This window comes from Pseudomonas benzenivorans, assembly GCF_033547155.1.
Classification (GTDB): Bacteria; Pseudomonadota; Gammaproteobacteria; order Pseudomonadales; family Pseudomonadaceae; genus Aquipseudomonas; species Aquipseudomonas benzenivorans_B.
The window spans coordinates 1,618,783-1,638,356 of the sequence record NZ_CP137892.1 but is presented as its reverse complement, the minus strand read 5'-3'; the positions used below and the strand labels follow the sequence as shown (position 1 = coordinate 1,638,356).

The 19,574-nt window shown below is 64.7% G+C and carries 18 protein-coding genes; all 18 read right to left on the bottom strand.

Annotated elements, in window-relative coordinates; translation table 11 throughout:
- Positions 1-14 precede the first annotated feature (14 nt).
- The 18 genes from SBP02_RS07570 to flgK all read right to left on the bottom strand — a co-directional run bounded on the left by SBP02_RS07570 (position 15) and on the right by flgK (position 19,574).
- Positions 15-320, bottom strand: a complete 306-nt coding sequence (locus tag SBP02_RS07570; RefSeq protein ID WP_318645781.1) for an STAS domain-containing protein — start codon at positions 318-320, stop codon at positions 15-17.
- A gap of 127 nt (positions 321-447) precedes the next feature.
- Positions 448-897: a flagellar export protein FliJ gene (gene fliJ / locus SBP02_RS07565; protein WP_318645780.1), complete on the bottom strand. Its 450-nt coding sequence runs from the start codon at positions 895-897 to the stop codon at positions 448-450.
- Positions 898-2,262, bottom strand: a complete 1,365-nt coding sequence (gene fliI / locus SBP02_RS07560; RefSeq protein ID WP_318645779.1) for a flagellar protein export ATPase FliI — start codon at positions 2,260-2,262, stop codon at positions 898-900. It lies immediately after the preceding gene.
- Positions 2,252-3,058: a flagellar assembly protein FliH gene (fliH, locus tag SBP02_RS07555; protein WP_318645778.1), complete on the bottom strand. Its 807-nt coding sequence runs from the start codon at positions 3,056-3,058 to the stop codon at positions 2,252-2,254. The genes fliI and fliH overlap by 11 nt, the downstream gene beginning before the upstream one ends.
- Before the next feature lie 267 nt (positions 3,059-3,325).
- Positions 3,326-4,342: a flagellar motor switch protein FliG gene (gene fliG / locus SBP02_RS07550; RefSeq protein ID WP_318645777.1), complete on the bottom strand. Its 1,017-nt coding sequence runs from the start codon at positions 4,340-4,342 to the stop codon at positions 3,326-3,328.
- A complete protein-coding gene (gene fliF, locus SBP02_RS07545) occupies positions 4,335-6,125 on the bottom strand; it encodes a flagellar basal-body MS-ring/collar protein FliF (protein ID WP_318645776.1) in 1,791 nt (596 codons plus the stop codon). Before fliF ends, fliG begins: the two co-directional genes overlap by 8 nt.
- Before the next feature lie 15 nt (positions 6,126-6,140).
- Positions 6,141-6,470 (bottom strand): flagellar hook-basal body complex protein FliE, encoded by a 330-nt coding sequence (gene fliE / locus SBP02_RS07540; protein ID WP_318645775.1) that lies wholly within the window; start codon positions 6,468-6,470, stop codon positions 6,141-6,143.
- Between the two features lie 226 nt (positions 6,471-6,696).
- Entirely contained in the window at positions 6,697-8,109 is a 1,413-nt protein-coding gene (fleR, locus tag SBP02_RS07535) for a sigma-54-dependent response regulator transcription factor FleR (RefSeq protein ID WP_318645774.1), read from the bottom strand.
- 5 nt (positions 8,110-8,114) lie between these two features.
- Positions 8,115-9,329, bottom strand: a complete 1,215-nt coding sequence (locus SBP02_RS07530; protein WP_318645773.1) for a sensor histidine kinase — start codon at positions 9,327-9,329, stop codon at positions 8,115-8,117.
- A gap of 178 nt (positions 9,330-9,507) precedes the next feature.
- The gene (locus SBP02_RS07525) at positions 9,508-10,977 is read right to left on the bottom strand and encodes a sigma-54 dependent transcriptional regulator (RefSeq protein WP_318645772.1); all 1,470 of its coding nucleotides are present in this window, start codon (positions 10,975-10,977) and stop codon (positions 9,508-9,510) included.
- Positions 10,978-11,225: 248 nt separating this feature from the next.
- The gene (locus tag SBP02_RS07520; protein WP_318645771.1) at positions 11,226-11,522 is read right to left on the bottom strand and encodes a flagellar protein FliT; all 297 of its coding nucleotides are present in this window, start codon (positions 11,520-11,522) and stop codon (positions 11,226-11,228) included.
- A 28-nt stretch (positions 11,523-11,550) separates the two neighbouring features.
- Positions 11,551-11,931: a flagellar export chaperone FliS gene (fliS, locus tag SBP02_RS07515; RefSeq protein ID WP_318645770.1), complete on the bottom strand. Its 381-nt coding sequence runs from the start codon at positions 11,929-11,931 to the stop codon at positions 11,551-11,553.
- A 196-nt stretch (positions 11,932-12,127) separates the two neighbouring features.
- Positions 12,128-12,514 (bottom strand): flagellar export chaperone FliS, encoded by a 387-nt coding sequence (gene fliS, locus SBP02_RS07510; protein ID WP_318645769.1) that lies wholly within the window; start codon positions 12,512-12,514, stop codon positions 12,128-12,130.
- A gap of 3 nt (positions 12,515-12,517) precedes the next feature.
- Positions 12,518-13,918, bottom strand: coding sequence for a flagellar filament capping protein FliD (fliD, locus tag SBP02_RS07505; RefSeq protein ID WP_318645768.1), 1,401 nt, complete (start codon positions 13,916-13,918; stop codon positions 12,518-12,520).
- A gap of 67 nt (positions 13,919-13,985) precedes the next feature.
- On the bottom strand, positions 13,986-14,318 hold the full coding sequence (locus SBP02_RS07500; RefSeq protein ID WP_404824385.1) for a flagellar protein FlaG: 333 nt from the start codon (positions 14,316-14,318) through the stop codon (positions 13,986-13,988).
- A gap of 132 nt (positions 14,319-14,450) precedes the next feature.
- On the bottom strand, positions 14,451-15,935 hold the full coding sequence (locus SBP02_RS07495; protein WP_318645766.1) for a flagellin: 1,485 nt from the start codon (positions 15,933-15,935) through the stop codon (positions 14,451-14,453).
- Positions 15,936-16,266: 331 nt separating this feature from the next.
- A complete protein-coding gene (gene flgL, locus SBP02_RS07490; RefSeq protein ID WP_318645765.1) occupies positions 16,267-17,514 on the bottom strand; it encodes a flagellar hook-associated protein FlgL in 1,248 nt (415 codons plus the stop codon).
- A 38-nt stretch (positions 17,515-17,552) separates the two neighbouring features.
- Positions 17,553-19,574, bottom strand: coding sequence for a flagellar hook-associated protein FlgK (flgK, locus tag SBP02_RS07485; RefSeq protein WP_318645764.1), 2,022 nt, complete (start codon positions 19,572-19,574; stop codon positions 17,553-17,555).

Genomic DNA, 19,574 nt, shown 5'->3' with positions numbered 1-19,574 from the left:
CGCTGACACCTGCGTCAGGCGATCTGAAACAGCTGTCCGAAATTGGAAATGGCGAGAATCTTGCGCACGTCCGGGTTGCAGTTGAGCAAACGGATCTGGGCGTGCTCGCCGCCGGCGTGATCGCGCAGCAACAGCAGCATGCCCAGCGCCGAGCTGTCGAGGTAGGTCGTACCCTTGAGGTCGATGACGTAGCGCTCGGGACTGACGCTGGTGCGCTCGTAGGCATCGCGAAACTCTTGGTGCGCACCGAAATCGAAACGTCCTTGAATCACGATGGTCAACTCTTGCCCATCAGGCGAGGGCAGCGAGGTGATAGCCATGAATTACTCCTTAATCCTGCGAAACAGTCGATAACGCATCCGGTCGAATATCAGCGTAGCGTCAAGCCCTCTGCACGCTTCGCATGTTCAAGATGTAGCATCCAGAAGCGTTTGCGGCAACTGCCAATCAGCTCGACGCGCGACTGGACAGGCGCTGAGCCAGCTCATCGAGCAGCTTCTGCTCGCGCTTGTCCTCGAGCAGGCGAGCCTCGTCGAGATAGCGCTGCACCAGTTTGCGCAGCCCTTCGAGCCGGGCATAGCGCTGCTGCCAAGTATCACGCACCTTGTCCAGATTGGCGCGATGCCAGTCCACACTCTGGCGCTGCTGACCGATGGCGGTCTCCAGTTGCGCGAGAAAGCGTTGATAGTTCATCAACCACTGGCCGGACACTCCCCGCTGACCCTCGCTGATCCATTGCTGCTGGTAATCGCCGCGGTAATGCTCCAGCTGACCCAGCTTGACTTCCGCCTGACGCAGCTGGCCCTGGACACGGCCGAGCTGCACGGCGGCCTCGCGTTCGGCGCGCTCGGCCATCGCGATCACCGGCGCGAGACGCGCGGCCCGGCCTTGCGACATTTAGCCCCCGGAAGCCGCGGCTGGGTTGAAGATCGCCGCCAGCTGGGCACTGCTACGCTCGAGATTTTCGCTCTCGCCCAGGCTCTGGCGCAGGTAGCCGACCATCGCCGGCTGGCGGGCGATGGCCAGGTCGGTGTCGGCATCGCCCCCGGGCACGTAGGCCCCGACGCTGATCAGATCGCGGCTCTGCTGATAACGCGACCACAGCTGCTTGAAGCGCTGGGCCTGGCGCAGATGCTCGGGCGCCACCACCTGCGGCATGACCCGGCTGATCGAGGCCTCGATGTCGATGGCCGGATAATGCCCCTCCTCCGCCAGGCGCCGCGACAGCACGATATGGCCGTCGAGCACCCCGCGCGCAGCGTCGGCGATCGGGTCCTGCTGATCGTCGCCTTCGCTCAGTACGGTGTAGAAGGCCGTGATCGAGCCACCACCGGCCTCGGCATTGCCGGCCCGCTCGACCAGCTTGGGCAGCTTGGCGAATACCGAGGGCGGGTAGCCCTTGGTCGCCGGCGGCTCGCCGATGGCCAGGGCGATTTCCCGCTGGGCCTGGGCGAAGCGGGTCAGCGAGTCCATCAGCAACAGGACGTTCTTGCCCTTGTCGCGGAAATATTCGGCGATGCGCGTGCAGTACATGGCCGCCCGCAGGCGCATCAAGGGCGCGTCATCGGCCGGCGAGGCGACCACCACCGAGCGCTTGATGCCCTCCTCGCCGAGGATCTCGTCGATGAACTCCTTGACCTCGCGGCCCCGTTCGCCGATCAAACCCACCACGATGATCTCGGCCTCGGTGAAGCGCGTCATCATGCCGAGCAGCACACTCTTGCCCACGCCCGTACCGGCGAACAGGCCCAGGCGCTGGCCGCGACCGACGGTGAGCAGGCCATTGATGCAGCGAATGCCGACATCCAGCGGCTGGTCGATCGGGTGGCGTTTGAGCGGATTGATGGTCGGCCCGTCCATCGGCACCCAGTCCTCGGCTTTCATCCCGCCCTTGCCGTCCAGGGCGCGACCGGCACCGTCGAGCACCCGGCCGAGCATCGAGCGGCCCATCGGCAGGCGCCCGGTATCGGGCAGCGGCACCACCCGCGCCCCCGGCGCGATGCCGGCCAGGCCGCCGACGGGCATCAGGTAGATCTTGCCGTTGGAGAAGCCCATCACCTCGGCCTCGACCTGCACCGGGTGATAGCTGTCGTCGTTGATCACCAGGCAGCGACTGCCCAGCGCCGCACGCAGGCCTTCGGCCTCCAGGGTCAGACCGACCATGCGCAGCAGGCGGCCCTCCACCACCGGCTGGACCGGTAGCTGTACCGCCTCGCGGTAGCCGGCCAGGCGCTTGGCGAAGCTGGTGCGCTCAAGACGCATCGGCCGGTTCCTGGGCGGCGTCCAGATCGATCTGCAGGTCGGCCGCTACGGGATTGGTGACCTGCTCGCGCTGCTGCTCGAACAGCTGCTTCAGCGCCTGCTCCAGGCGCGTCTCGATACTCGCATCGATGCGGCTGTGCTCGCACTCGACCCGGCAACCGCCGGGCAACATGGAGTCGTCCTCGAGGATGCGCCAGTCCTCCTCGTGACGCTCGCGCAGGGCCTTGATCGTCTCGAAGTCCTGCGGGTTGAGGTGGATACGCACATTGCCCGCGCCCATCGGCAGCAGCTTCAGCGCCTCGCGCAGGATCTGGCGGATCTGGCTGGAATCGCTGATCAACTCGCGCTGGATCACCTGGCGGGCCATATGGCTGAGCAGATTGACCAGCGCCACTTCCAGCTGCTGGTCCTGCTCGGCGATCGGCTCGAACAGTTGCTGCATCAGTTGCTCCAGACCGGCCAGCTTGGCAGCCAGGGCCGCGTCGGCTTCCTGCTTGGCCTTCAGCTGCCCGGCGTGAAAACCGTCTTTCTCCCCCGTGGAGAAGCCCTCGTTGTAGGCTTCTTCCCGAATCGCCTCCAGCTCCTCCAGCGTCAGGGGTTTGACGTCCTCCGGCGGGATCTCCTCGACCTCGCCCTGACTGACCTGGGCCACCCCGGACTCATGGTCGCCAGGCTGCTCCTCGGCGGCCCGCTCGCTCGCCTCGTCGCCGGAATCGAAACTGGGCAACGCCCAGCGATCGAAGACACCGAGGTCCTTGGCGCGAATCAGCTCGCTGGCCGCTTCCTTGGTCGCCATATTAGGGTCTGATGGCATTTGTTCGCGAGCCGCGTTGCCGCGCCAAACCCCGCCAGGCAAGGCGCGGGACGCAGGCAATGGCCACTCCCTTGGCAAGTCCCGCAACACAGCATGGCGGGGTTTGCCGCGCAACCCGAAGGGACGGGGCCCGCTTGGCGCAGGCCGTCGTTACTCGTCGTTCATTTGGAATCACCAAACCTCTCTCCTCGCGCCTAGTCCTGCGCCAAGCGGGCCGCCGTCGCGGCCGTGAACAAATGCCATCAGACCCTACACCATCTCCTCGCCGCCCTTGCCGCCGAGGACGATTTCGCCGGCCTCGGCCATGCGCCGGGCGATGGTGAGGATCTCCTTCTGCGCCGCCTCGACGTCGCTGACCCGCACCGGCCCCTTGGCCTCCAGATCGTCGCGCAGCAGCTCGGCGGCACGCTTGGACATATTCTTGAAGACCTTTTCCTTGATCGCCTCGTCGGCGCCCTTGAGCGCCAGCACCAGCACGTCGGAGGACACCTCGCGCAGCAGCGCCTGGATGCCGCGGTCGTCGACGTCGGCGAGGTTGTCGAAGACGAACATCAGGTCCTCGATCTGCGACGACAGGTCTTCGTCGACCTCGCGGATCGAGTCCATCAGCTGGCCTTCGACCGAGCTGTCGAGGAAGTTCATGATGTCGGCCGCCCGCTTGATCCCGCCCAGGCTGGCGCGAGTGGTGTTGGCACTGCCGGAGAACTGCTTCTCGAGAATCAGGTTGAGTTCCTTGAGCGCCGCCGGCTGCACGGTGTTCAGCGAGGACACGCGCAGGACGATGTCCAGGCGCACCTTGTGGTCGAAGTGGCTGAGCACCTCGCCGGCCTGGTCGGGGTCGAGGTAGGCCACGACTATGGCCTGGATCTGTGGGTGCTCGTAGCGGATCACGTCGGCCACCGCCCGCGGCTCCATCCACTTGAGGCTGTCCAGGCCGCTGGTGCTGCCGCCCAGGAGGATGCGGTCGATCAGGTTGCCGGCCTTGTCCTCGCCGAGGGCCGCAGTCAGCATCTTGCGGATATAGCCGTCGGAGCCCACGCCCAGGCTGGTCTGGTCGCCGACGATCTCGACGAACTCGCCCATCACCTGCTCGACCTGCTCGCGGTGCACGTTGCGCATGCCGGCCATGGCCACGCCGACCTTCTGCACCTCCTTGGGCCCGAGATGACGCAGCACCTGGGCGGCGTCGGTCTCGCCCAGCGAGAGCAGGAGGATCGCGGCCTTGTCGACCTTGTTCAGCTTGGCGGCGGTACGGTTGTCACTCATCGGCGTTGATCCACTCTTTCACGACCTGGGCGACGCGACCCGGGTCCTCGGCGACCAGGCTCTTGATCGCGTTCAGCTGCGCATCATACCCCTCGGTCGGGCTGGGCAGGAGGATGCTTTGCGGGCCGCCGAGGCTGACCCGATCGGCGGACAGCTCGCCGTCCAGGCCGCCCATTTCGCCGAGTTCCACATCGCCGTTGCGTCCCGCGCCGGAGCCGCCGCCGGACTTGCCGGCCGTGGTGATGTTGTTGAGCACCGGACGCAGCACGCCGAACACCAGCACCAGGATGAACAGCACGCCGAGCACCTGCTTGACGATGTCCCAGAACCACGGCTGGGTGTAGAAGGCGGCCTCGACGATCTCCTCGCCCTGCTCGGCGGTGAACGGCGTGTTGATCACGCTGACGCTGTCGCCACGGCTGGCGTCGAAGCCGACCGAGTCCTGCACCAGGCGGGTGAAGCGGGCCAGGTCTTCGCTGCTCCAGGGTACCCGGCTGGCTTCGCCGGTGGCCGGGTCGAGCTTGAGCTGATCGTCCACCACCACCGCCACCGAAAGCCGGCGCAGGCGCCCCTGCTGCTGCTTGGTGTAGCTGATCGAGCGATCCAGTTCGAAATTGCGCGTGGCCTGCTCGCGCTTGTCCGCCGGGAATGGCGCCAGCAGCGGCTGGCCGGTCACCGGGTCCATGACCTGTTGGCCGTTGGCATCGAGCAGCGGCTGGCCGGGGGCGATCGCCCCGGGCGCGGCAGCCGCTGCGGCCTTCTCCGGGGCGCTCGCCGCGCCCGGCGGCTGATTGCTCAGGGCGCCGGGCACCCCTTGCGGGCCGAGGGCGCTGGTGCGCTGTTCGTTGACCTGCTGTTCGCTGCGCAGGGCCGGCTGGTCCGGGTTGAACATCTCCGAGGTGGACTCCACCGCGCTGAAGTCCACGTCCGCCGAGACCTCGGCCTTGTAGCGGCCGCTGCCCAGCACCGGCTGCAGGATGTTGTGCACGCGCTGGGTGAACAGGCTCTCCAGGCGCCGGCTGTAGTCGAACTGCTTGCCGGCCATGGTCAGCTCGGACAGCTCGCGCTGGTCGGACAGCAGGTTGCCCTTCTGGTCGACCACCGTGACTTGCGACTTGTCCAGCTCCGGCACGCTGGTCGCCACCAGGTTGACGATGGCCATCACCTGGCTCGGCTCCAGGGCGCGACCCGGATACAGCTCGACCAGCACCGAGGCACTGGGCTTGCGCTCGTCGCGCACGAACACCGAACTCTTGGGGATGGCCAGGTGCACCCGGGCGCCCTTGACGTTGTTGAGGCTGGACACGGTGCGCGCCAGCTCGCCTTCCAGGCCGCGACGGTAGCGGGTGGCCTCCATGAACTGGCTGGTACCCAGGCCCTGCTCCTGATCGAGGATCTCGAAGCCGACGCTCTTGTCGTTCGGCGCCACCCCCGCCGCGGCCAGGCGCATGCGCGCCCGCGCCAGGTCCTCGGCCTTGACCAGCAGGGCACCGGAGTTGGGCTCGACCGTATAGGCGATGTCGGCGGCCGCCAGGGTCTCCACCACCTGGGACGCATCCATGCCGCTGAGGCTGCCATAGAGCGGACGGTAGTCGGGCTGCTGCGACCAGAGCACCACGGCGAAACCGATCGCCACGCTGGCGGCCAGGCCGACCAGCAGGCCGATCTGGCGCAGCATGCTCATGTCCGACAGGTTCTCCAGGAAGGTCAAACCCAGCAGCGGTTTCTTCGGATCGTCGCCCGCAGTGGTGGCGGGCACGTTGGTGGCGAGGGCATCGGCCATGATCGGAACCTATCCTTAAACCGGCATCTGCATGATGTCTTGGTACGCCTGAACCAGCTTGTTACGCACCTGGGTCATGGCCTGGAAGGACACGCTGGCCTTCTGCGAGGCGATCATCACATCGGTCAGGTCGACGCCGCTCTGGCCCATTTCGAAGGCGCTGGCCAACTGGTTGGAGGTCTGCTGGGTTTCGTTGACCTTGTTCACCGCCTGCCCGAGCATCTCCGAGAAGCTCGGCGCGCCCGGCTCCGGGGCACTGACGGCGGGCTTCTGCCGCGCCATGGCCTCGGCTTGCATGGAGCGCATTTCCAACATCAGGCGATTGAATTCGACACCCTGGCTCATACCCTTCCTCCACTGGCCGCGGAAAATTGACGCTGCGCGGCGCTCTTAAGGGAGGTTCTGCAACAAGGGTGCCAATATCTCAGGAGGCGAGCCCGATCGTTCGGGCCGAAGATGCGGTCGAGCTTGCTCGACATGAGGGGAGTCGGCCCTGCCACAACGGGGCTAGGCCAAGCCAAGCGAACGCGAGGCCCGCCGAGACGGCGGCCCTCAGGTTTCGCCCGGCATCCTAGCTGGCGTAGAGGTAAGCCTCCACGTCCAGCCCGGCATCGCGCATCTGCGCCAGCTTGTAACGCAGGGTGCGCGGGCTGATGCCCAGACGCTCGGCGGCTTCCTTGCGCCGCCCGCGCTCGGAACGCAGGGTGTCGATGATCACCTGGAACTCGCGCCGGCGCAGGTCCTCGCCCAGGTCGCCCACCTCCACTGCCGGCACCTCGGTCACGGCCGGAGCGCTGCTCGGCGCATTCATCGGCACGGAGGCCAGCGGCGACTGCACGGCCGGCGCGAAGCCGATCGGCGCGCTCAGGCAGAGGTCCTGAGGCTGGATCAGGCCGCCCTGCTGGAGGATCAATGCACGCTGGATGGCATTGTCCAACTCGCGCACGTTGCCCGGCCAGGCATGCCTCACCAGACAATCCTGGGCCTGGGGCGACAGGCGAATCGGCGGGTGATTCATTTTTTTGACGTGCTTGGCCAGCAGCCGCTCGGCCAGCGGCACTATGTCCGCCGGACGCTCGCGCAACGGCCGCCAGGCCAGGGGAAAGACCGACAGGCGATAGTAGAGATCTTCGCGAAACCGTCCTGCCGCGACCTCCCCGGCCAAGTCGCGGTTGCTGGTGGCCAGCACGCGAATATCCAGGCTGATCGGCTTGCGCGCACCGACCCGCTCCACCTCGCGCTCCTGCAGCACGCGCAGCAGCTTGGCCTGCAAGGCCAGGGGCATCTCGGAGATCTCGTCGAGCAGGATGGTGCCGCCATCGGCCAGCTCGAACTTGCCCGGCGCACTGGCGACGGCGCCGGTGAAGGCGCCCTTCTCGTGACCGAACAGGGTGGCCTCGAGCATGTTGTCGGGAATGGCCGCGCAGTTGATGGCGATGAAGGGCTGCGTCGAACGCGGCGACTGCTGGTGGATATAGCGCGCCAGCACCTCCTTGCCGGTACCGGACTCGCCGGTGATCAGCACCGTGGAATCGCTCTGTGCCACCCGCGCGGCCAGCTCCAGCAGCTGCACGCTGGCCGGCTCCAGGGCCACCGGACCGCCCTGCTCGGCCGCGCCCAGGCGCCCCAGGGCATGCCGCTCGACCAGGGCCAGCAAGGCCTTCGGCTCGAACGGCTTGACCAGGTAGTCCGCAGCCCCCTGACGCATGGCCTCCACCGCCCGCTCGACCGCGCCGTGGGCGGTCATCAGCAGCACCGGCAGCTGCGGCTGACGCTGACGAATCAGGCCGAGCAACTGGTGACCATCCATGCCCGGCATATTCACGTCGCTGACCACCAGGCCGAACGCCTCCCGGGCCAGCACCTGCAACGCCGCCTCGGCACTCTCCACCGCACAGTAGTCGTGCCCGGCCAGCATGAGGGTATCGGCCAGGGCTTCGCGCAAGGCGCGGTCGTCTTCGACCAGCAGGACTTTGGCAGCCATGGAAATCACTCCTGAATCAAGGGTTGCGCCGCGCTCAGCAGCGGCAGAGTCAACAGGGCGCAGGTGCCCCGGCCGAGGCGCGAATACAGCTGCAGCTCGCCCTGATGGGCACGCGCCACCGCCTTGACCACCGCCAGGCCCAGGCCGGTACCGGTGGTCTTGGTGGTGAAGAAGGGTTCGCCCAGGCGCGCCAGGGTGGCCGGACCTATCCCCGGCCCGTCGTCGCTGACACACAGGCGCAACGTGTCGTCGCGCCGGTACAGATGGACCTTGAGACGGGCATCGCCGCCGGCCGCCTGAATGGCGTTGTGCAACAGATTGAGGATGGCGCCGACCAGGGTGTCGCGATTGCACAGCAACTCGCCGTCGCGCACATCGCACTGCCAACGCAGGCTCATACCCTGCACATGGGGCTCGGCCGCCGTGCGCAGAGCCTCGAACAGGGCCCTGGGCGCCAATCGATCCGGCAGCGGCAACTCGCCGCGGGCGAACACCAGCATGTCGCGCACCTGGTGCTCGAGCTCGTGCAGACGCTCCTTCAGGCGTCCGGCGAAGCGCTGCTGTTGCTCGACCGGCAAGACCTGCTCGGTCAAATGACTGGCATAGAGCAAGGCGGCGGACAGTGGCGTGCGAATCTGGTGAGCCAGGGAGGCCACCATCCGTCCCAGGGCCGACAGGCGTTCATGGCGGGACAGCTGATCCTGCAGGCGACGGGTTTCCGTCAGGTCGGTGAGCAGCACCAGCTGTCCGGGTTCGGCATGCAGCGAGCGGGTGGCGATCGACAGGCGCCGGCCATCCTTCAGCGAGACTTCGTGACCATCGTCTTCCCGCGGGGCGAAGTTACGGGCGATCACCTGACGCCAGAGCATGCCGACCAGGGGCTGGCCGAGCAGGCTGCGCGCCACCGGATTGGCCTCGCGCACCACGCCCTGACCGTCGATGACGACCACCCCGCCCGGCAACAGATCCAACAGGCTCTGCAGGCGATGAGCCAGACGCTCCTTCTCCGCCAACTCCTGCATGCGCTGGGCGCTGACCAGTGCCAGCTGCCCCTTGAGCTCGGTCACCCGGGCCTCCAGCATGCTGTAAGACTCGTTGAGCTGATTGGACATCTGACTGAACAGGGCGAAGGCCTGTTCCAGATTGACGCGGCCGGCCTGCTCTAAGGATGCAACGGGGGTCGGTTCGGCGTCAGGGGAAAGCTGGGCATTGGGATTCATTATGTTCTCTCGTGCCACGCACCGTCATAAGACAGTCAGTTACAGAAGAGATAGCAATACCCGTGCCTAAAATTTTTACATTGATTTTCAATAACTTAAAAAACAAAGCCGAAGGTCGTGTCAAACCTTCGGCTTCTCTTGGCCCATGCTGCCAATGGACTGACTCCACGAGGAAGCGTTATTCCTGCTCCTCTTCCTCGCGCCGGCTCATGCCGTACTTGCGCATCTTCTCGACCAGCGTGGTGCGGCGGATGCGCAAGCGCTCGGCCGCACGGGCAACCACCCCACCGGCATCATCCAGCGCCTGCTGGATCAGGCCTTGCTCGAGGCCGCCCAGGTAATCCTTGAGATCCAGGCCCTCGGGCGGCAGCATCGCGGGCGTGTCGATGCCCGGCAGACCGGCGACTATGGCCGCACGCTCCTCGATCTCGTCGCGCAGACTGACCGCCAGCTGCTCATCCTCATCGTCGACATGGCGGAACTTCTTCGGCAGCTCGCCCACGCCGATCACCCCATAGGGATGCATGATCGCCATGCGCTCGACCAGGTTCGCCAGCTCGCGCACATTGCCCGCCCAGTCGTGTCGGCACAGCGACATGATCGCCGCCGAGTTGAAGCGAATGGAGCCGCGTTTCTCATGCTCCATGCGCGAGATCAACTCGTTCAACAGCAGCGGGATGTCCTCGATGCGCTCGCGCAGCGGGGGCATCTCGATGGGGAACACATTCAGACGGTAATACAGGTCCTCGCGGAAGCTGCCCGCCTCGATCATGGTTTCCAGGTCTTTGTGGGTCGCGGCGATGATGCGCACGTCGGCGCTCTGGGTCTTGTTGCTGCCGACCCGCTCGAAGGTGCGCTCCTGCAGCACCCGCAGTAGCTTGACCTGCATCGGCAATGGCATGTCGCCAATCTCATCGAGGAACAGCGTGCCGCCATTGGCCAGCTCGAAGCGCCCGGCGCGACTGGTGATGGCACCGGTGAACGCCCCCTTCTCATGGCCGAACAGCTCGCTTTCCAGCAGCTCGGCCGGAATCGCACCGCAGTTGACCGGCACGAACGGGGCCTCGCGGCGCTTGGAGTGGTAGTGCAGGTTGCGGGCCACCACCTCCTTGCCCGTGCCGGATTCGCCGAGGATCAATACGCTGGCTTCGGTGTCGGCCACCTGCTGCATCATCTGCCGCACATGCTGGATGGTGCGGCTGGTGCCGACCAGGCTGCGGAACAGATTGGTCTCACGCTGGCGCCCGCGATCGCGCGCCTGGTCATACATCTCGCGATAGACCTGGGCGCGGTGCAGGGAGTCGAGCAGCTTGTTATAGCTCGGCGGCATCTCCAGACTGGCCAGGACACGGCGCCGCACGTCCTCCGGCCACTCCGCGGCGACCTGCTCGTCGACCAGCTGAACCGGCAGGTATTCATCCCAGGCCGCCAGGTCCTTGAGCAGCTCCAGCATCCCGCCTGTGGCCTGCGCACCGCCGACCAATACGCTGAGCACGGTGCGACTGGACTCGAGAGGCGCCACCGCATCGCGCCAGTCCGCGCTGCCGCAGGCGATATGCTCCTCCCCCAGAAAATTCAGGATGACCGCAAGGTCACGACGACGCTCGGAGTTATCGTCGATCAGCAGGATCTTGGTTTCACGCCACATATTTTTTTCGGTCTTTTCCGGGGAGTGAACGGACGCACATCGCCACGCAGAGGAGGCGTCGGCATTTGGCCGCTAGTAAAGTCAATTTCGAGGGTGCAGTCAATTTTATGGCGTGATTTTTTTGCTTTGCCGGATTCACAGCCTAAGCGGCTGTTCAGACAGAAAGGAGCTCGACTGAGCAAGCTCCCGAAAAGCGGCCTTGAGGAGGACAGGCCAGAGGGCAAACACCAACAAACTCGGAAAGATGCCTAACCGAACAATTGATAAACCTTTGCCCCCTGCTGGGACTGATTCAGCTGAATCAGCTCACCCGCCAGACGCTGCTGCTCGGCCTGGCAGACACAGACCAGCTCGCGATAGAGCTCGAGCAGCTCCTGCATGCGCGCGCGCAGCAAGCCCTCGTCCCGCTCGGCCTCGACCATCGCCTCGTCCACGGCCTGGCGGCACTGCAGGTCCAGTTCACCGATCGCCGCCCAATCGCGGGTGTCCAAGGCGGTACGCAAGGCGCTGCCGGTATCTTCCAGGCGCTGGACAGTTGAACTCATCATTGCGCTCCCTTAAACCTAAACCGCATCACTGACCGATGGCATCCCAACCGGTCTTCACTTCGCGCAACAGCCCGGCAACCTCCTCGAGAGGTGCGGGGTCATTCTTCGCATTGGCCTGCAGCAAGCGGGTAATCATATATTGGTACAAGCTATCCAGATTGGCGGCTAGCTCCCCCCCCTGACGCAGATCCAGGCCCTCGCGCAGGCCGCCGACGATGCCGATGGCCTTGCCGATCAGCTCGCCCTTCAGCGCGGTCTGCCCGCGCTCCATAGCCCCGCGCGCCTGGGCGATACGAGCCAGCCCCCCCTCCATCAGCATCTGGATCAAACGATGGGGGCTGGCGTCCGCAACCTGGGTCTGAGTGTTGACGTTCTGATACTGCCGCATCGCAACCATAGCATTCATGCCAATGTACTCCCGGTGTGCTTTCCCATTACCCCGGTTATCGGCATCGACGCTGCGAGCTTGAGACCTTTCGAACAACTATCCACGCGGGAAAGGCACGTAGACGAACAGTAGTCCCACATAAAACGAAAAGACCTACAGTTGCCCTACTCGGGCACCATGCAAGTCTTTTTCGCCCTAGCAGCCCAGCCTGCCCTCAGGCCGGTTCCGGCTCCACTTCCGGACCTATCGCCACCCAGGCATCACGGATCTGCACGATCAATTGTTCTACCTCGAGCAGGCTGCGCGGCGTCTGCTCGAGGGCCACACCGGCCAGGCGACGGATCATGTAGTCATAGAGCGCATCCAGATTTTCCGACAACTCGCCGCCCAGTTCTTTATCCAGGCTGGCCTGAAGCACGCCGATGATCGACAGGGTGCCGCCGACCGCCTCCCCGCGTACGCCGGGAACACCCTCTTGCTGGGCATGCAAGGCGAGAGCAATTCGTTCCAAGGCACCGTCCAACAACAGGCGCACAGCCTGGTAAGGCGTGATGTCCTGGCTGGTCTTGACCTGCTTATAGGTATTGATGGCGTCGCTCATGATTTAGCTACTCTGTTTCACCACGCCCGGCAGGCTGCCCAGCGCCTGGGCCAATCTGTCACTGGTGCTGTTCAAACGCGACACCAATGAGTCCATGGCATTGAACTGAGCAAACAGACGGGCCTGCATCTGGGCCACGCGCCGAGTCAGGTCCTCCCTCTGCTTATCGATGCCGGTGATGGTCGTTTGCAGTCCGCTCATGCGCTGCTCCAACACACCGCCGGTCTGGATATAACCATCGATACGCTTGTCCACTCGACTCATCAGGCCAGTATCGCCGGCGAAGAAAGTACCGACCGCGTCGAAGTTGTCGGTCAGCGCCTTGCCCAGCTTGGTATCGTCGATCTTCAGGGTGCCGTCTTTCTGGGTGGTAATGCCCAGGTCGGCCAGGACCCTCACGCCCTCCTGATCGGCAGGGCTGACCAGCTCGTTGCGCACGGCGCCCAGCAAGGTACGCACGGTCGCGTCGCCAACCAGACCACCGGTTACCGGCGGCTTGTCCTCGCCGATCCGAGTGACACTGGTCAGCTCGTTACTGGTCTTGATCAACTTGTTGTAGGCGTCGACGAATTTCTTGATATTGGCGGTGACGCCGGACTTGTCCTGATCGACTGTCAGGGTCAACGGCTTATCCGCCTCGGTCTTGCCGGACAGGGTCAGCGTCACCTCGGGAATGGCGTTGTCGACGGTGTTGCTCGGGCTCTTGAGCGCCAGGCCATCGACGGTGAACTCGGCATCGGCAGCCTGCTGCAGATAACCGGCGCCATTCCCGGTCGACTGGACGCTGCCGTCGAGAGCCAGGCCTGCCAGAGCCGCATCGGCGGTCTCGATGGAAATATCCTTGCCGGCCCCAGTCTCCTTGGCATTGAGCACCAGGCGCGACTGACCGTCGGCAGGGTTGTTGATGACGTTGGCGGTAATGCCCTTGTCCTTGAGTGCGGTGTTGAGCTTGTCACGGATCTGCACCAGGGTATCGCCCGAGGCGATATCGACCTCGACCCCGGCATCGGCCGCCCCCAGCTTGACCGTCAACTTGCCGTCGGCGGCCGCGGTAAAGTCGCTGGCCAGTGCCGCCGTGGCGACCTTGCTGCTGCTGGCCAGCCGCTCGACGGTCATCTGGTAGCTGCCCGCCAACGCCGTCTTGCTCGCCGAAGCGGTCAAGGCGCTGGCATTGGTCGAGGTGGCGCTGCGCTTCTCGAACAGCGCCAGGCTGTTGAGATCCTTCATGGCAGTCTGAAAAGCACTCAGTGCCCCTTTAAGCTCACCCAGCGCGGAAAACTTGGTAGTGGAGGCTTTTTCCAGGCGCGCCAGCTGCGCCTCCTTCGGGGCTTTTTCCGCATTGACCATAGCACCGACGATGCTGTTGATGTCGATGCCCGATCCGATACCCGGTATGCCTGCCATCTGCTCCACCTCGTCATGGGATTGACGTTTCCGCTACTGCTCCAATACCTATCAAAAAACGTGCCGTTCAGGCCTCTGCCTTGAACAGCAGGCTGCGTGCCTCGTCCAGTCTCTCCGCCAGGCGCAGGGCCTCTTCGGAAGGAATCTGCCGAATCACTTCGCCGGACACGCCGTCGGTGACCCTGACCACCACCCGCCCGGTGGAGTCATCCAGATCGAAATCCAGGTTGCGCTGAATGCTCTGAGCGAACTGCTTGATACTGGACACCGCCTCCTCCACCGGCTGTCGCTGCGACTCGGCAGTCGGTGACAGGGCGGCTGCGCTCTGTCCGGCCGACGACGGTACGGGCTGGCGTTCGGCAGAGCTGTCGCGTGCCGCAGCCGGCGCCTCGGAACGCATCACTCGCTCGGCGGTAAACACCGGGGAAATACCTTTTAGTCCATTGATATCCATGACCTCACCTCACATGGCAAGACGGGGAGTAGCGCCTGGCACTACCCCCCGTGGTTCTAGCCTAAACGCCGCCTCGAATTAACGAAGCAGACTCAGTACCGCCTGCGGCAACTGGTTGGCCTGGGCCAGGATCGCCGTGCCGGCCTGTTGCAGCACTTGGTTCTTGCTCAGGTTAGCGGTTTCTGCGGCGAAGTCGGTGTCCTGAATCCGGCCACGGGCTGCGGAAGCGTTCTCCGAGATGTTCTGCAAGTTGGAGATGGTGTTCTCGAAGCGGTTCTGCTTGGCACCGAGCTCGGCACGGGAGCTGTCGATGAAGGTCAGGGCCGAGTCGATGACATCCAGCGCCTTCTGTGCACCGATGGCGGTGGTGATATCGATCTTGTCGACGGCATCCAGGGCGCTGACCTGGGCGTTCGCCGCGTCCACCGAAACGTCGGAGGCGGTCGAGGTGAAAGACTTGCTGCTGTTCAGTTTGATCGTACCCATAGCACGGGTCGAATCTGTACCGCCCTGGGTCAGCGTAGTGGTGTCGACTGCCGCACCGGTGCCGTCGTAGCCGTAGGTGCTGATGACCGCAGTAGCCGAAGCGGTCGAGTGGTCGAACCCCTCGATCACGATGTCGTCACCGCGCTCGCTGGTCATTTTCAGCACCCCGCCATCGATGGCCGCACTGATGCCGGTCTGACCGCTCTTGGTGTTGATCTCGGTGGCCAGGGCACTCAGATCGCCGGTGGTGACGGTGGCGCGAATGGTCACCGCCGTGGCGTTGGAGCCGGTCAGGTTAAACGTGACCTGGCCGCTGGCGGACAGCGCACCGATCGAAATCGTGTTGCGGGCATCGGCCGAGACATTGGTGGTGCCGGTCTGAGCGTTGATCGCATCCGCGGCGCCCTTGGCGCTCAGGCCTGCAACGCTGATGGCCGTACTGGTTCCGGCGGAGCCAGCGATGGTCACAGTACCTGCAACGTTGTTCGCCGCCGCCGTGTTGGCGGTCGCCGTGGTACGACCAAGACCGACGTTGGCGCCCGTACCGGCGAGGGTACGGGTGTTGTTACCCACATTGCTGGCGCGGAAGTTGCCCAGGGCCATGTCGATGGTCTCGAAGGCATTGGCACCGACCTGGAACTGCTGAGCACCAAAGGTGCCGTCGAGGATCTTGCGACCACCGAAGCTGGTGGTATCGGCGATACGGTTGAACTCCTGCTGCAGCTGGCTGACTTCGTCCTGCAGGGCGCGGCGTTCGGTCGAGGAGTTGGAGCCGTTGGCCGACTGCAAGGACAGGTCGCGCATACGCTGCAGGATGTTGGTGGACTGCTGCAGGGCACCCTCGGCGGTCTGTGCCAGGGAGATACCGTCGTTGGCGTTACGCACCGCCACACCCAGGCCGTTGACCTGGCTGGTCAGACGGTTGGAGATCTGCAGGCCGGCGGCGTCGTCCTTGGCGCTGTTGATACGCGAACCGGTGGACAGGCGCTGCAGGGAGGTGTCCAGCGACTTGGACGAGCTATTCAGGTTGCGCTGGGTATTGAGCGACGCGATGTTGGTATTGACGGTAAGAGCCATGGTGGTGTCCTCCAAGGACTAGCGTGTTTGCCTGAGCGTGCGACCTCGGGTGGGCAGTGCCCAGGCACCCTTAAAGTTCGCATTCGTAATTTGTATCGGCGTTAGTGCCAGGAGCTTTAGAGTTTTTTGCAAGGTCGCTGAGTAGATTTTTTCTTCAGCGCTGACAAACACTTAGCCCAAGTAGCACCCCACTAGCGCGACGATGGCAGAATTTCGGCGGCTTATCTGACTGGGTCGCAGGGTGGATTTGCCGAAGGCGTAACCCGCCAAACGTTGGTTAATGGCGATGGATTACACCGCTGTGCGGCCCAGCCTACAGCCGGCTACAGGCTCAACGCAGCTGATTGAACAGGTTCAGGCCGCTGATCTTCACGTAGCTCTGTTGCGCGGCCTCGAGGATGATCGACTGGAAGGACAGGCGCGACAGCGCCTCGGCGTAATCCAGCTCACGCAGGTCGGCCTGCACGCCCTTGTTGACCAGGCTGACGTCTTCGTTGTCGGTCTGGGTCGACTCGACAATATTCAAACGCGCGCCGATTTCGCCACGCACGCCATCCACCTTGGTCATACCGTGGTCCAGATTGGTCAGCGCCACGGCGACGGCGTCGCGCAGCTGGAGGTTGCCTGCCGGGGTGTCGGCGGTGCTTTCCAGCGCCGTACGCAGGTTGGCGATGGTGCTGAGGATGCCCTGCTTCTGCCGGGTCGGGTCGGCCGTCACCTGAATGGTCTCGCCACCGACCGGCGCACCATCGAGCAGCACGCTGACTCCTCGAAAAACCAGCCGATCGCTGGTGTTCGTGTCGTTGTCCAGGCTGCCGCTGGCCAGCGCTCCGGGAACGCCAATCTCGAACACCTCATAGCTGCTGGCCGTCGGATTGCCGAAGACGATCTCCACGCCGGCCGCCGGAAATGGCGGGGCACCGGAGAAGGCCACCTCGTCCTGCACCAGGGGCGCCGAGGCCGTCAGCGTGGAACCGACCGGACTGACGGTGAAAGCCGCATCCAGGCGGCCGGCATTGACGACGTTCTCGAAGATCTTCTTGCCGCTGTCGCTGATCGCCAGATCCAGCGAGCTGGCCACCTGCAGCTTGCGCTGGCCCTCGTCGCCGGCATAGCTGTAACTGCCGTCGGCCTGACGGACGAAGGGCTGGGTCTTGCCCTGAAAACCCGCGAACAGATACTCGCCGCGGGCATTGCGGGTGTTCATCAGGCTGAACAACTCGTCCTCGCGCTCGCCCAGTTCGGCGGCGATGGACTGCCGGTCGGCCTGACTCAGCGCACCATTGCCGGCCTGCACCGCCAGTTCGCGCACCCGCTGCAGCACGGTGTTGACCGAGTTGAGGGTGACCTCCTCCTGGGTCAGGCTGTTCTTCGCCGCGGTGAGGTTGTCCTTGTACTGGGTCAGCACATTCTGCTGCTGCTCCAGTTGCAGCAGGCGCACCGAGGCCACCGGATCGTCCGCCGGGGTGAGGATGCGGTTACCCGTACTGATCTGCTCCTGGGTGCGCGTGGCATTGGCATAGTTGCGCTGCAGGCCCTGCACGCCATTATTGAAGGCTTGGATGGTGGAGATGCGCATGTTCTAGCCTCTTGTCGCAAGCAGCGAGCCGCTAGGGCTTAGCGGAATGAGTTGATCAGGGTATCGAACAACGAGCGGGCAACTTGAATGATCTGGGCCGAGGCGTTGTAGTACTGCTCGAACCTGATCAGGTTGGCCGCCTCCTCATCGAGGTTGACCCCGGACAGGGCATCGCGGTTGTCCGTGGCCTGCTTGAGGATGGCCCCGGTGGCCTCGCCGTCCTGGCGGGCCTGGGCGGTCAGGGTGCCGACCCGCTCGACCAGATCGCCGTAACCGTCGGTGAAGCTGGCCCCGGTGCCGATACCCGTAACGCTCGGGTCCACGCCGACGGTCTGCTTGCTCTGCAGGTCCACCAGCTTGAGCGCATTGCGGTTGTCCGAAACACCATTGCTGTTGAAGGCCAGGGTAAAGGTGTCGCCATTCTCCGGACGGCCGCTGATGGTGAAGCTGACCCGGTTGCCGCTGCCGAGATCCAGTTCATAGGTGTTCAGTTGGCCCGGCACGAAGGCGCCAGCAGGTACCCGGGTCAACCCGGCTACCGGGGTGCCCGGCGGGTTCTCGAAGCCCCCGGCGCCGTTGTAGATCAGCCCCTGCGGCAAGGCGGCGGCGATCGCCGCGCTGTCGATAGGACTGGCCCCGGCGGCGATCAGGTCAGGCTGGGAAATCGTGCCATTGCCGACGTTCTGCAGGGCGGCCTCGCTCCTGACCGGCGCGGCAAAAGCCAACTGATCGGCCTGGTCCAAGACTGCGGTCATGCTGACAGCGCCGCGCCGGGTTGGCTGCATCAAGAAGCGGTCACCCGCCGCCGGTGCCGATCCCAATACCAGTTCGAACCCTTGGTCGCGGCCGGCGACATCGGCAAAGGTCAGGGTTTGCGGGTAAGTGAAGGGGCCAGGAGGTGCCACCGTCATGGTCGCGCCGTCGCTCAAGCGCCGCGCCGTGTAGTTGGTACCATCGAACTCTAGGCGGTAGTCGCTGGTGGTCAGCACGCTGCTGTTGGTGATGTTCAGCGCCGGCTGGACATTGCTGGTATTGGTCGAAAAAGCCAGGACGCGCAACGCCGCCTGGGCCGGGTCGTTGAAGTCGCCAAAGAGCGCGCTGCCCACCTGCCCCTTGAGATCCAGGCCCTGACCGAGCTGGGTGTTGACCTGGTCGCTGACCGCCAGGGCCAGGCGACCGAGCGCATTGAGGGTCGGGTCCAGGCTCTCGGCCCGGTAGCGAATCAGCCCGCCCAGTTCGCCGCCGCTTATCAAGCTGGTGATGCCCTGGCGCGAGCCACCGCTGACGAAGTCTATCTCGAAGCGAGTGGGGTCGCCCTGCCCCGGCACGGCCTCCAGGCGACTGGCGGTGGCGCCCACCACCAGCGGCTGGCCGGAGCCGACGAACAGGTTCAGCGAACTGTCGTCCTGGGGCACTACCGTCACGCCGACATAGGTGGACAGCTGGCGGATCGCCTCTTCCCGGGCATCGAGCAGGTCGTTGGGCTGCTGGCCGTTGGAGGCGGCGACGGCGATGGCATTGTTGAGGCTGGCAATGGAGGTGCTCAGCCGGTTGATCTGATCGGTCACAGCCGTCATCTGCTTGTTGATGAAGCTGTTCTGCTCGCCGATCCGCTCGGACACCGTGTTGAAGCGCCGCGCCAGGCCTTCTGCCTCGGACAGCACCAGCTGCCGGGCGGGAATGTTGGCCGGATCCTCGGCGGCAGTCTGCAAGGACGAGAAGAACTTCTGCAGCGAGGGGGTGATGCCGGTGGTGGAGCCTGCCAACAGCGAATCGAGCTGCTCGATCTGGCTCTTGTAGGCCTGTACGTCGCTGTTGAGCGCGGTGCTGCTGCGCAACTGGGTGCTGAGGAACTCGCTGTAGCTGCGGCGGATATCCACCAGGGTGGTACCGGAGCCGATGTAGCCGGCACCGCTGAACTGCGGCGGCCGGGTGGCCTGCACCGTGTCCTGACGGGAAAACCCCGGCGTATTGACGTTGGTGATGTTGTGACCGGTGACCGACAGCGCCGTCTTGTTCGCGGCGAGGCCGGACAGGCCAATATTCAGTAGATCAGCCAT